Origin of the sequence: Methylophaga sp. UBA3613, from assembly GCF_002375415.1 — a bacterium.
Lineage (GTDB): Bacteria > Pseudomonadota > Gammaproteobacteria > Nitrosococcales > Methylophagaceae > Methylophaga.
On sequence record NZ_DFLS01000006.1, the window covers coordinates 168,298 to 180,245 of the forward strand.

The window sequence follows — 11,948 nt, forward strand, 5'->3', positions numbered from 1 at the left end:
ATCGCTTTACTGGCTCATTACACCACGACTTGTTTGCCCAGTAATGACGGTTAACTCTTCAGCAGCCACGTTGAGCTGTCTGGACGAATCAAAGACTTCTTGAATCAGGTTACTGAAAACGCCCATCATCTGATTAAAAACATGTGCCATCTGCACTATTTCATCTTTACCCTCTATATCTGCGCGCTCTGTGAGATCTTTATTTTGTTGTGCCCGTTTCATCACTTCAGCCAGCAAATTGATGGGATTCACTACACTACGACTGATGAATCTGGATAATAGAACCAAGATGGCTAAAATCAACACAATTGAAATAATAGCCGTAATAAAAATGGATCTTTCGTGTGCCAGAACTTCATCAGTTATTTGTTCCGATGTGGTATGAAGTAAGTCCTGTATTTGATAGACAATCGATCGCATTTCACCCATCCGACCTAAATCTTCGTTAAAACCAAATTGTTGTTCAGCATTGACCAGCTGAGTAAAGTCATCGCTGTACTTCATCATCAAATCTGATATCTGCCGTTGCTCAAAGTCACTTAAATAGCTTTGCTGCAAATTTTGATAAAAAACGCTGAGGTTATTATTAAAGGTTTCGAAGTAGCTCACATCTCTACGCAACATAAAATCTTTTTCATTACGGCGTAACATCAGCATATCTTTCAATAAAGCATCATTTTGAAAATTGCCAAGCATCTTTTCAGCTTCCTGAACTGAGCTACGGAGATTGCCGTAAAGTCCATCTTTATGACTGAGTCCGATAGTCTGCCGTAAAGCGACTATCTCGTTAAATGCCGTATGATATTGTTCGATTAAGGTAAGCAGTTGTGGAATCTGTTTAATCTGAATATTTTCAGATTGCAGTTCAGCATTCAACTGAGAGAGTTGCTGTGTTAATAAGCTGATATTGTCATTAAAAACAGTTTGATATTTCAGATCCCGTCGTTCCAGGAAGTCTTTTTCATTTATTCGTAAGTTTCGCATTGCGGTTTCAGCCTGAAGACTCAATGCGGCTAACTGTCCAATTTGTACAAGTGAATGCATGCCAAGGCTAAGTATTACTGCCAGGATGATAATCCCGACAACCATAAGGCTACTTAAAAGCAACATTTTTGCTTTGACGGATAATGACTTCAACATGCTGGCTCCAGGGGCTGACGGGATTATTTCCTAATAATTCCTGTATCGTCTTCCCGTGGTAAAACTTTAAAAAATCACATTAAAAAAAGCAGCAAATTGAACCAGTGTCTGTTGAACATTCATAGCCGCCTCTGTTGTGGCTTTGAAAGATCAACAGACCCTAGCGACTAATTGCACCAGAATCAATGAGTAAACGATGTATTGATTGCGCGAATTGTTGATAGCCAAGCGCATTCGGGTGCACATGATCAGCCTTTAATGATGAATCAATTAACACCTCACTGAGAATAGTCGGCTCGACGGGTATACCTTTTGATTCAGCAATATCAAGATAAAGTGGTAATGGTGCTAAATTGAGACCCAACGCGGGTACGGCAATTAATATTACCTGCGAACCTGAAGCGATTATCTCATCCACCATCGTTTGAAGGTTTGCTTGTAGTTGCGTTCGACTCTGCTTACGCAATAGATCATTACCACCATGGCACAACACAACCAGATCAGGTTTGGTTTCTTCAAGAAGTTTTGCTAAACGCTTTTTACCATCACTGCTGACTTCACCGGGTACACCTGCATTGATCACTTTGCGGTTAGTCATTTCAGCAAGCAAGGCGGGATAACTCTGTTCTGGCGCAGCACCGGTTCCAAAGGTCAGACTGTCACCAAAAGCCAGGATCACGGCATCCTGGCTAAGCGGTTTTAGTTTGGCAGAAGGCTGATCACAACCTGAAAGTGTAGAAATTCCAATACAAACAATTAAAAAATATTTAAACGCAGCGACGAAATTTCTATTCATCAAGCAGCCAGTCTGGCAGAGGGAAACAAACGGTAAAAATTTTCGGTGGTCACTGCAGCAATCTCTTCTAGTGACTCACCCCTTAATTCAGCCAGGAAAGCGGCGACATGTTTAACATATGCTGGCTGATTGGTTTTACCACGATGAGGAACCGGTGCCAGATAAGGAGCATCGGTTTCAATCAGAATACGATCCAAAGGCAGTTTTTGGGCAACCTCCTGTAACTCACGGGCACTTTTAAATGTCACGATACCCGATAACGAGATATAAAAACCAATATCCAAAGCACGTTTTGCCGTTTCCCAGTTTTCAGTAAAACAATGAATAATGCCGCCTGCATCTTTGGCATTCTCATTTTCCAGCATTGTCATGGTATCTTCACGTGCTTCACGGGTATGAATGATCAATGGTTTTTTAGTCTGTCGGGCGGCTTCAATATGGTAACTGAAACGATCCCGTTGCCAGCCCAAATCACCTTCGCTACGAAAATAATCCAAACCAGTTTCGCCAATAGCTATTACTTTTGGATGGTTAGCCAGTTCAATCAATTGTTCCGTGCTGAGTGTGCCAGCTTGATCCACATTGGGGTGAATTCCTACACTGGCTGTGAGCTGTGGATACTGCTCAGCAAGTTGACGAACTTCAGCAATACTGTCGTTATCAATGGCAATACAAAGGATATGTTCAATTTGGTTTTCCCTGGCCTCGGCAACCATTGCGGCAATACCGCCAGGTTGATCAGCCAGTAAATTCAGATGGCAGTGTGAATCAATATACATAAATAACCCGGTTGCTGACGGCATGAGCACCGCCATTTTTCTTACATCGTATAGGTGGCTTTATCTGATTTCAATTTATCGACCAGATGGTTTTCGATTTTGCCGCGGACCACATTGGCACCGCCGTCACCTTCACTAAAGTGCACGCCTATGCCCGCAGCCTGATTGCCCTGCGCGCCTCTAGGGGTAATCCAGGCAATAGTGCCGGCAACCGGTATTTTTTCCGGCTCATCCAGTAAGGTCAGCAAAATAAAGACTTCTTCGCCCATTTGATAGGGTTTATTGGTGGGGATAAATAAGCCACCATTCTTCAAAAAAGGCATGAAAGAGTGATACAGCATGTTCTGATCACTTATTTTCAGTGAGAGGATGCCTTTACGTGGATTCATGCTCATATAAAAACTCTTTAATTATTTGCCGGTAACGAGATTAATGATTTGTTGCTTTGGTTTGGGTAATACGCATCACTGAAACCATAAAGTCTTCAATTAACAACGTCTTGTTGTAGTTATTTGAAGATGATATTAGCTTTATTGTACTCACTATGCAATCAGCGATATGCCAGTAATGCTGCGTTAGACTGGCATCAGCATACTCCAAATACTGCTGCTGAAGTCGGGCTTTAACAGTCGATAACAATTGATGCATCACTTTAACCAGATCCAGTTGTTGCCATTGGCTGGCAAGTTGCACGGGATTTGCCTGCTGTTGTATCAATTGATCAAAATCCTGCTGAATCTGTTGATATGACTGCCACTCATTGGTCTCGAGCGCATTGACGATAGCAAAAGGCGCATCCAGCGTTAATGAGGAAATTTTTCGTAACTGATCAGCATCAGTAGCAACGCCCTGAGAATCCAGCCATTTTAATGTCATCGAATAATCGGGAGTTGACAGATGCATCTGCTGGCAACGACTGCGAATAGTCACTGGCAGTCGATGTACTGCATTGGTGGTTAAGATTAAAATAGTATTGTTCTGTGGTTCTTCAAGCAGTTTCAATAAACTGTTTGCAGCACTGTTGGTCATTAAATCTGCTGACTCAATTACCACTGTTTTCCAATTGGCAACGCTTGGGGTAAGTGATTGTTTTTCTTTTAGTGCACGAATCTGGTCGATTTTGATCGATTTACCGGCCTCCTCCGAACGAATAGTCAGATGATCCGGATGATTCCCTGCCTGCATTATCTGACAGCTGTGACACACACCACAGGCGTTAAACTGTTTGTCAGCTGCAAGACACAATAAACTCTCAGCCATTTTGCTGGCTAACTGCTTTTTCCCCAGTCCGGAGACACCTGTCAACAAGACAGCATGCGGCATACGCTGTTGCTCTACTCTGTCAACAACATGTTGCCAGACCGTCTGTTGCCATGGGAAAAGCGCTGTCATCAACGTGTTGATTCCAGTAGTGGTAACAGCTGATGTTTGAGTTGTTGCTGAATCGCTTCAATGTTCTGGCTGGCATCAATTCGCTTGATCCGCTTCGGTTCTGCCTCAGCACGGGCAAGATAACAATTCCTGACGCGTTCAAAAAACTCCTGTTTTTCCTGCTCAAACCGATCTTTTTGCTGTTGTCGTTGTTCTACCCGGGTTTGACCTAAAGCCACGGGCAAATCAAATAAAAATGTGACATCCGTATTACAGCCTTGCAAGGTCCATTCAGCGAGCTGTTTTATGCGTTGTTCATTAATTCCTCGCCCGCCACCTTGATAGGCAAAAGTAGCATCAACAAAACGATCAGAAACAACCCAATCACCACGTTTTAATGCTGGCAAAATAACCTGTTGGATATGCTCAGCACGAGCAGCAAACATCAACAACAACTCAGTATCTTCAGCCATCGCCTGATCAGTTGGCTTGAGTAACACCTCACGGATTTCTTCGCCCAAAGGGGTGCCACCTGGCTCGCGGGTCACTACAACCTGTTTACCGTGTGAGCGAATATAATCAGCAATAAACTGCAGTTGGGTCGATTTACCGGCACCTTCAATGCCTTCGATACTGATAAATTTTCCATTCATTGTGTTATCTGCTTGTTTTTCCAATATTTTCTAACAGCTCGATTATGGTCCTCCAGATTGTCCGAGAAAACATGACCACCGTTTTCCGCACCGGCAACAAAATACAGGCTGCTGCCTTCAGCTGGATTTATTGCAGCCTCAATGGATTCTTTACTGGGCAAACAGATTGGTGTTGGAGGCAAACCAAATCGGGTATAGGTATTGTAAGGCGTATCCGTTTGCAGATCTTTTTTACGGATATTGCCATCGTAACTGTCACCCATGCCATAAATAACAGTCGGATCAGTCTGCAAACGCATGCCTTTATCCAGACGGCGAACGAAGACACCGGCAATTTCAGGGCGCTCTTCGGGTACGGCACTCTCTTTTTCGATAATGGACGCCATGATCAGTACTTCATATGCAGAGTCATAAGGTAGCTCTTCTGTCATCAGCTGCCAGGCATTCTCCAGCTGAACCTGCATATTCTGGTAGGCACGCCTTAAAAACTGGACATCAGTTGTATTGGCAGGAAAATGGTATGTCTCAGGTAAAAATAAACCTTCAACCCGTTCATTTTCTATAGATAACGCTTCACGAACTGTTTCATTGTTCAATTCGGGCAATGTCTTTTTAATTTTTGGGTGCCCCAGCACTTTTTCAAATAGCTGCTTGGCTGTCATGCCTTCCACGATGGTTATGGAGTATTGGACAACTTTGCCACTGATAAAGAGATTTAATAAATCCGGTAAAGTGGCGTCAGATTCAACCCGATATTCACCGGCCTTTATCTGCTGCGCATTGCCTTGCATTCGAGCATAAATATCCAGATAAACACTGGGGACCGGGCTCAAACCACTATCGTATAGACGCTGGCTGACTTTACTGATGTTATCACCTGGATAAATAGTAAAAATCGTTTCATCTTCTATTAAATTAACCGGCTGATGCAGGAATCGCTGATATTCGCTCCAGGCAACTAACGCGATAATCGCAGCTACTACGACTAAAAAAAGCAGTTTAATATATAAAGGTATTTTCATTCGTTTCTGTTCAGTGAATTTAAAGTGTGCTGCAACGTTTGAGTAATTGGACCATGACTGTAATGCATATCAAGATCAGTAATACGAGTCACTGGCCATATGCCAATCAAACTGTTGCACACAAACACTTCGTCCGCTGACTTGAGATCATCAATGGTCAGCGATGTGATATGCAGGGGTATCGACAGTCTGTCAGCAATTTTAATCAGCTGTTGACGCATAATACCAGCGATTCCTGAGTCTGAAAGCTCGGCCGTCGATAATTGGTTGTTATGTACCAGAAACACATTCGACATTGTTCCCTCTATCAATTGATTCTGATAATCAAGCATTAAACCCTCTACGATACTGTCGTCCTGCCATTCATTTCGTGCAAGCACCTGTTCCAGACGATTAAGATGTTTGATTCCAGCCAATGCGGGGTTGATCGCCAAACGCTGTTGACAGAGGCGCACAGTAATGCCGGACTGGTGGGATTCGGGATATTTTGGCATAGCATGCGTGCTGATAATTCGGCTGGTTTGCATATCAGTTTGATAACGATACCCTCGTCCACCGGAACCACGAGTAACCATGATTTTAATAACTGCATCATTATTCAATTGACGACAAACAGTACGGACTTCTCCCGCGAGAGATTGCTGTTGTTCAACAGGAAAGGCAATTTTCAGCCGATGACAGCCTTCAAGCAATCTGGAGAGATGCTGGGCGAAATATTCGAGTTGCCCATTACGATAGGCGATGGTTTCAAACAAACCATCGCCATATTGCAAACCTCGATCTGTAACTTCGATTCTGTTTTCGGGTTGGCCGTTAATCAGAATCATCCGTCACCGACTAATCGAGTTTTTTGAAAATAACAGTACCGTTGGTGCCACCAAAGCCAAATGAATTCGACATGGAAATATCGATAGGCATTTGTCGAGCAGTATGTGGAACATAATCAAGATCACATGCTTCATCCGGGTTATCCAGATTGATGGTGGGTGGTGCAACCTGATCACGAATGGCTAGAATACTGAATACCGCTTCAACACCACCTGCAGCACCTAACAAGTGACCAATCATTGATTTGGTTGAACTGACTGCGACCTGCTCTGAGGCATTGCCAAGAGCGGTTTTAATCGCCTGCGTTTCTGCAACGTCACCTGCAGGGGTAGAAGTACCGTGAGCATTAATATAATGAATATCTTCTGGATTAATGCCAGCATCATTCATTGCATTGACCATACAACGGGCTGCACCCTCGCCACCTTGTGATGGCATGGTCATATGATAAGCATCACTACTCATTCCAGAGCCAATTAATTCGGCATAAATGGTAGCGCCACGTTTTTTGGCGTGTTCATATTCTTCCAGGACAATGACACCAGCACCATCTCCCAATACAAAGCCATCACGATCTTTATCCCACGGACGGCTTGCAGCAAGTGGATCATCATTACGTGTCGACAGAGCACGTGCCGCAGCAAAACCACCTAAACCAGTTTTGGATGTCGCCATCTCAGCACCGCCGGCGATCATCACATCGGCATCGCCATATTGAATCATGCGACCGGCAGCCGAAATACAGTGTGTTCCGGTAGAACATGCCGTGACAATGGCAGTATTTGGCCCTTTCATACCATACATAATCGATAAATTACCGGATATCATATTAATGATGTTACTGGGCACAAAAAATGGTGAAATTTTACGTGGCCCGCCATTTAAAAAGCTGTCATAGCCAGCTTCAATACCTGGTAAGCCACCAATTCCGGAGCCAATAGCCACACCAATACGTTCAGCATTGGCATCGGTCACTTCCAATCCGGCATCTTTAATAGCTTCAACCGCTGCCGCAATTCCGTAATGGATAAAAGTATCCATTTTTTTAGCGTCTTTACGAGAAATAACTGTCTCAACATCAAAGTCTTTGACGCTAGCACCAAAACGAACTGGGAAATCAGTTACATCAAATGATGTAATCGGAGCCACACCACTTTTGCCAGCCAGGATATTCTCCCAGCTTTCTGCTACCGATAAACCGACCGGTGTTACCGCGCCCAGCCCGGTAACCACAACGCGTCTTTTAGACATCAGTTTTCCTCATGCAAATCTTCTCTATAGATACGACATAGCCGTCTAGCATGACCTGCACGCTAGACGGCTACATCTGAAGCAATCTGTAATATTAAGACTGAACAGAATTAATATAAGCGACAGCTTCTTTAACAGTGGTGATCTTTTCAGCTTCTTCGTCAGGAATTTCACATTCAAATGCTTCTTCCAGTGCCATAACCAGCTCTACAGTGTCCAGCGAGTCAGCACCCAGATCATCAATAAATGAAGCATCTGCAGTTACTTCATCGGCATTTACACCTAATTGTTCAACAACAATTTCTTTAACACGAGCTTCAATATCACTCATAACATCTGTTTCCTTTGGTGGTTAAGTACAAACAACGTGCTCGCATTTTATAGTGCGAGCACTGCGGAGACAAGCTGGAAGCCTTGTCCTAAAAATATCTCCACAATAAAAAACCTGAGTCTAAATAGATTCAGGCCCTTAATTCATATACATGCCGCCATTTACGTGCAGCGTTTCGCCAGTAATATATCCTGCTAAAGGACTGGCCAAAAAGCTGACAGCAGCGGCAATTTCTTCTGCTTCTCCGAGGCGTTTAACCGGAACTTGTTCCAGTAATGCGGTTTTATGTGCTTCAGGCAGCCCACTGGTCATATCAGTGTCTATAAAACCGGGAGCAACACTGTTTACCGTAATCCCACGAGCACCGACTTCACGGGCTAATGACTTGCTGAAACCAATTACACCGGCTTTAGCAGCAGCATAGTTGGTCTGACCGGCATTACCCATTACACCAACAACTGATGTGATATTGATAATGCGACCCCAACGGGCTTTGGTCATAGCACGTATGCAACGTTTGCTTAATTTGAAGATTGGTGTGAGATTAGTGTTGATAATATCGTCCCATTCTTCATCCTTCATCCGCATCAGTAAATTGTCACGGGTGATACCAGCATTGTTGACCAGAATATCCGGCGCGGCGAATTCGGCTTCAATCGCCGTAACAGTCTCATCAATGGCATTTTCCTGCGTCACGTTCAACACCAGACCTTTTCCCTTAATACCGGCTGCCTGCAGGTATTCACTGATGGTAGCAGCCCCCTTTTCTGAGGTGGCAGTACCAATCACGGTGGCACCCTGTTCACCGAGACTTAATGCAATAGCACGGCCGATACCGCGAGTTGCACCAGTTACCAAAGCAACTTTACCTTGTAGGCTCATGATGGTTCTCCTAATACTTCTTGAGTTTTTTGCAATGTAGCCGAATCAAATACCGGTAAGGCATGTAAGGTTTTATCAATACGTTTGGTTAAACCAGCCAGAACTTTACCCGGTCCACATTCAACCAGAATCTCAACGCCCTGGGCAGCAAACCACTCAACAGTTTCTACCCAACGCACAGGATTGTATAACTGTTGTGCCAGTAATTGGCGAATCTGGTCTGGATCAGATGTAGAGGTGACACTGGTATTATGAATCACTGGGATGTTCGGCGTTTGAATAGAGACAGACTCAAGCTCAGCTGATAATTTCTCAGCGGCTGGTCGCATCAACGCACAATGCGAAGGAACGCTCACCGGCAATAACAAGGCGCGTTTGGCGCCTTTTTCCGAAGCCATCATTACGGCTTTATCAACTGCTGATTTACTGCCGGCAATAACTACTTGACCAGGTGAATTAAAATTCACTGCTTCAACGATTCCGGCATCACTCGCCTGCTCACAGACAGCTTTTACAGTGTCATCATCAAGACCAAGGATGGCGGCCATAGCCCCTTCACCCGCAGGAACGGCCTGTTGCATGAACTGGCCACGTTTTTCCACCAGTTTGATGGCTGTTTTAAAATCCAAAGCGCCAGCGGCAACCAATGCAGTATATTCGCCCAGGCTATGGCCGGCCAGATACGCTGGTTTATCGTCACTTACTGATTCCCAGCAACGCCAGACAGCAATGCCTGCTGCCAGCATGGCAGGTTGAGTTTTATCGGTCTGATTGAGTTCGGCTTCAGGTCCATTTTGCACAAGTGCCCATAAATCATAGCCAAGGGCGTCACTGGCTTCTGCAAATGTCTGCTGCACTTGCGGAAAGGATTCAGATAACTCGGCTAACATGGAAACAGATTGTGAACCCTGGCCGGGAAAGACAAAAGCTGAATGCATTGGTAAAAATACCTCAGATTAGAATTTGATGAGCGCTGAGCCCCAGGTAAAACCACCACCAAACGCTTCAAACAATAATGTTTCTCCACGCTTGATACGACCATCACGCACGGCAACATCCAGTGCCAGTGGAATAGATGCCGCAGAGGTATTACCATGGTCCTGAACCGTGACAACAACACTTTCCATCGACATGCTCAACTTTTTGGCTGTCGCAGCGATAATACGAATATTCGCCTGATGTGGGATGAGCCAGTCAATATCATGTTTCTTTAGCTGGTTAGCCGCCAGTGTTTCGTCAACAATTTTACTCAGGGTTTTTACAGCAATTTTGAAAACGTCATTACCCTGCATTTCAATATAGGCAGGATCTTCGGTAATAGTACTTCCAGGTCCTGTTGGGACATGTAACAGTTCATTGAAACTACCGTCGCAATGAATATGAGTCGACATGATACCGGGTTCGGCAGATGCCTGTAACACGACTGCCCCGGCGCCATCACCGAATAAAACACAGGTATTGCGGTCAGTCCAGTCAACAATCCGAGATAAGGTTTCCGCACCAATGACCAGAACATTTTTTGCACTGCCAGACTTAATAAATTTATCCGCAACGGTCAGTGCGTAGACAAAACCAGTACAAACCGCCTGAATATCAAATGCTGGGCAACCATGAATTCCCAGTTTTTGCTGGACCAGTGCGGCTGTACTTGGAAAAATCCGAGTTGGCGTCGTTGTGGCAACAATTATCATGTCTATATCACGCGGCTTTATACCCGCTGCAGAAATAGCATTTTTGGCGGCAAAATAAGCTAAATCTGTTGTCGTTTCGTCATCACCGGCAATATGTCGTTTTTTAATTCCAGTACGATCGGTAATCCATTCATCACTGGTTTCAACCATTGACTCGAGTTCAATATTGGTCAGAAATTTTTCCGGCAAATAGCTGCCCGTTCCGGCAATTCTGGAATAAATCACAACATCTGTTCCTCTAAAAGAGTTTCAAGATGTTTAGTAATATTCTTTGGAACGTCTTTTCGGGCTTCAAGAATGGCGATATTAATTGCATTGCTGAAAGCAAATGTATCTGCGCCACCATGACTTTTAATCACAATACCTTGTAAACCAATCAGGTTTGCGCCATTAAATGCACGAGGATCAAGCTCTTTGCTAAAGCTTTTCAACACAGGAGAAGCGATTAATCCGGCAATTTTAGTTAACCAGTTACGATGAAACGCCTGACGCAAATAATGTCGGATCATATGCGCCACACCTTCACTGGCTTTCAGCGCAACATTCCCCACAAAGCCATCACAGACCAATACGTCGACCTCGCCATGATAAAGACCATCGCCCTCGACATAGCCGTAGTAGTTGAGATCAGTCTTGGCTAATAAACGAGCAGCTTCTTTAACCCTCTCATTACCTTTGATTTCCTCTGCACCAACATTTAGCAGGCCAACAGTGGGATTAGGCTTACCATCAATCAACTCGGCTAACACAGACCCCATTAATGCGAACTGCACCAGATGTTCTGCAGTTGAGTCTACGTTAGCCCCCAGATCGAGAACATAAGTATGACCACGCATAGTGGGTAAGGCAGTAATGATTGCAGGACGCTCAATTCCCGGCAGCGTCTTCAGCACAAACCGCGCAGTGGCCATCAAGGCACCGGTATTACCGGCACTGACACAAGCAGCCGCTTGCCCCTCTTTCACCAGGTTAATAGCTACCCGCATGGAAGAATCTTTTTTGCCGCGAAGAGCCGAAGAAGGAGGTTCATCCATACCAACTGTTTGGGAGGCATGCTGAATTTTCATCCGGTGTTTATCACTGAACTGATGTTTAGCTATTTCTGCTGAAATAATGGCTTCATCGCCAACTAAAATCAGCTCTACATCAGAATGCCTTTGCAGTGTTGATATAGCAGCGGGGATCACGACTTGAGGTCCGTGAT

General features: G+C 44.5%; 14 protein-coding genes. All 14 read right to left on the reverse strand.

Features of this window, described 5'->3' with window-relative positions:
• Nucleotides 1-6: 6 nt before the first annotated feature.
• Complete coding sequence (locus B3S93_RS07025) at nucleotides 7-1,140, reverse strand: HAMP domain-containing protein (RefSeq protein ID WP_292398987.1); 1,134 nt, start codon at nucleotides 1,138-1,140, stop codon at nucleotides 7-9.
• A 160-nt stretch (nucleotides 1,141-1,300) separates the two neighbouring features.
• The gene (locus B3S93_RS07030; protein WP_292748586.1) at nucleotides 1,301-1,936 is read right to left on the reverse strand and encodes an arylesterase; all 636 of its coding nucleotides are present in this window, start codon (nucleotides 1,934-1,936) and stop codon (nucleotides 1,301-1,303) included.
• Entirely contained in the window at nucleotides 1,936-2,715 is a 780-nt protein-coding gene (locus tag B3S93_RS07035) for a TatD family hydrolase (RefSeq protein ID WP_292748657.1), read from the reverse strand. The genes B3S93_RS07030 and B3S93_RS07035 overlap by 1 nt, the downstream gene beginning before the upstream one ends.
• A gap of 41 nt (nucleotides 2,716-2,756) precedes the next feature.
• A complete protein-coding gene (locus tag B3S93_RS07040; protein ID WP_292357171.1) occupies nucleotides 2,757-3,110 on the reverse strand; it encodes a PilZ domain-containing protein in 354 nt (117 codons plus the stop codon).
• Nucleotides 3,111-3,144: 34 nt separating this feature from the next.
• Nucleotides 3,145-4,107 carry a DNA polymerase III subunit delta' gene (gene holB, locus B3S93_RS07045; protein ID WP_292748588.1) on the reverse strand — a complete coding sequence of 321 codons (963 nt, stop codon included), beginning with the start codon at nucleotides 4,105-4,107 and terminating at the stop codon, nucleotides 3,145-3,147.
• Nucleotides 4,107-4,739, reverse strand: coding sequence for a dTMP kinase (gene tmk / locus B3S93_RS07050; protein ID WP_292748590.1), 633 nt, complete (start codon nucleotides 4,737-4,739; stop codon nucleotides 4,107-4,109). Before tmk ends, holB begins: the two co-directional genes overlap by 1 nt.
• A complete protein-coding gene (mltG, locus tag B3S93_RS07055; protein WP_292357177.1) occupies nucleotides 4,736-5,761 on the reverse strand; it encodes an endolytic transglycosylase MltG in 1,026 nt (341 codons plus the stop codon). The genes tmk and mltG overlap by 4 nt, the downstream gene beginning before the upstream one ends.
• Nucleotides 5,758-6,588 (reverse strand): aminodeoxychorismate lyase, encoded by an 831-nt coding sequence (gene pabC, locus B3S93_RS07060; RefSeq protein ID WP_292748592.1) that lies wholly within the window; start codon nucleotides 6,586-6,588, stop codon nucleotides 5,758-5,760. The genes mltG and pabC overlap by 4 nt, the downstream gene beginning before the upstream one ends.
• A gap of 10 nt (nucleotides 6,589-6,598) precedes the next feature.
• Nucleotides 6,599-7,840, reverse strand: a complete 1,242-nt coding sequence (fabF, locus tag B3S93_RS07065; RefSeq protein WP_292357180.1) for a beta-ketoacyl-ACP synthase II — start codon at nucleotides 7,838-7,840, stop codon at nucleotides 6,599-6,601.
• 94 nt (nucleotides 7,841-7,934) lie between these two features.
• On the reverse strand, nucleotides 7,935-8,171 hold the full coding sequence (gene acpP / locus B3S93_RS07070) for an acyl carrier protein (RefSeq protein WP_014707198.1): 237 nt from the start codon (nucleotides 8,169-8,171) through the stop codon (nucleotides 7,935-7,937).
• Between the two features lie 138 nt (nucleotides 8,172-8,309).
• Nucleotides 8,310-9,053: a 3-oxoacyl-ACP reductase FabG gene (gene fabG / locus B3S93_RS07075; protein WP_292357183.1), complete on the reverse strand. Its 744-nt coding sequence runs from the start codon at nucleotides 9,051-9,053 to the stop codon at nucleotides 8,310-8,312.
• Nucleotides 9,050-9,991: an ACP S-malonyltransferase gene (gene fabD, locus B3S93_RS07080; RefSeq protein ID WP_292748594.1), complete on the reverse strand. Its 942-nt coding sequence runs from the start codon at nucleotides 9,989-9,991 to the stop codon at nucleotides 9,050-9,052. The genes fabG and fabD overlap by 4 nt, the downstream gene beginning before the upstream one ends.
• An 18-nt stretch (nucleotides 9,992-10,009) precedes the next feature.
• Nucleotides 10,010-10,969, reverse strand: a complete 960-nt coding sequence (locus B3S93_RS07085; protein WP_292357186.1) for a beta-ketoacyl-ACP synthase III — start codon at nucleotides 10,967-10,969, stop codon at nucleotides 10,010-10,012.
• The coding region (plsX, locus tag B3S93_RS07090; RefSeq protein ID WP_292748596.1) for a phosphate acyltransferase PlsX at nucleotides 10,966-11,948 on the reverse strand (983 nt) is incomplete at its 5' end. The genes B3S93_RS07085 and plsX, both read right to left, overlap by 4 nt.

Excerpts from the sequence above, each read along its gene's own strand:
- B3S93_RS07025 (WP_292398987.1), bottom strand. The coding sequence starts at position 1,140 with ATGTTGAAGTCATTATCCGTCAAAGCAAAAATGTTGCTTTTAAGTAGC.
- B3S93_RS07030 (WP_292748586.1), bottom strand. The coding sequence starts at position 1,936 with ATGAATAGAAATTTCGTCGCTGCGTTTAAATATTTTTTAATTGTTTGT.
- B3S93_RS07035 (WP_292748657.1), bottom strand. The coding sequence starts at position 2,715 with ATGTATATTGATTCACACTGCCATCTGAATTTACTGGCTGATCAACCT.
- B3S93_RS07040 (WP_292357171.1), bottom strand. The coding sequence starts at position 3,110 with ATGAGCATGAATCCACGTAAAGGCATCCTCTCACTGAAAATAAGTGAT.
- holB (WP_292748588.1), bottom strand. The coding sequence starts at position 4,107 with ATGACAGCGCTTTTCCCATGGCAACAGACGGTCTGGCAACATGTTGTT.
- tmk (WP_292748590.1), bottom strand. The coding sequence starts at position 4,739 with ATGAATGGAAAATTTATCAGTATCGAAGGCATTGAAGGTGCCGGTAAA.
- mltG (WP_292357177.1), bottom strand. The coding sequence starts at position 5,761 with ATGAAAATACCTTTATATATTAAACTGCTTTTTTTAGTCGTAGTAGCT.
- pabC (WP_292748592.1), bottom strand. The coding sequence starts at position 6,588 with ATGATTCTGATTAACGGCCAACCCGAAAACAGAATCGAAGTTACAGAT.
- fabF (WP_292357180.1), bottom strand. The coding sequence starts at position 7,840 with ATGTCTAAAAGACGCGTTGTGGTTACCGGGCTGGGCGCGGTAACACCG.
- acpP (WP_014707198.1), bottom strand. The coding sequence starts at position 8,171 with ATGAGTGATATTGAAGCTCGTGTTAAAGAAATTGTTGTTGAACAATTA.
- fabG (WP_292357183.1), bottom strand. The coding sequence starts at position 9,053 with ATGAGCCTACAAGGTAAAGTTGCTTTGGTAACTGGTGCAACTCGCGGT.
- fabD (WP_292748594.1), bottom strand. The coding sequence starts at position 9,991 with ATGCATTCAGCTTTTGTCTTTCCCGGCCAGGGTTCACAATCTGTTTCC.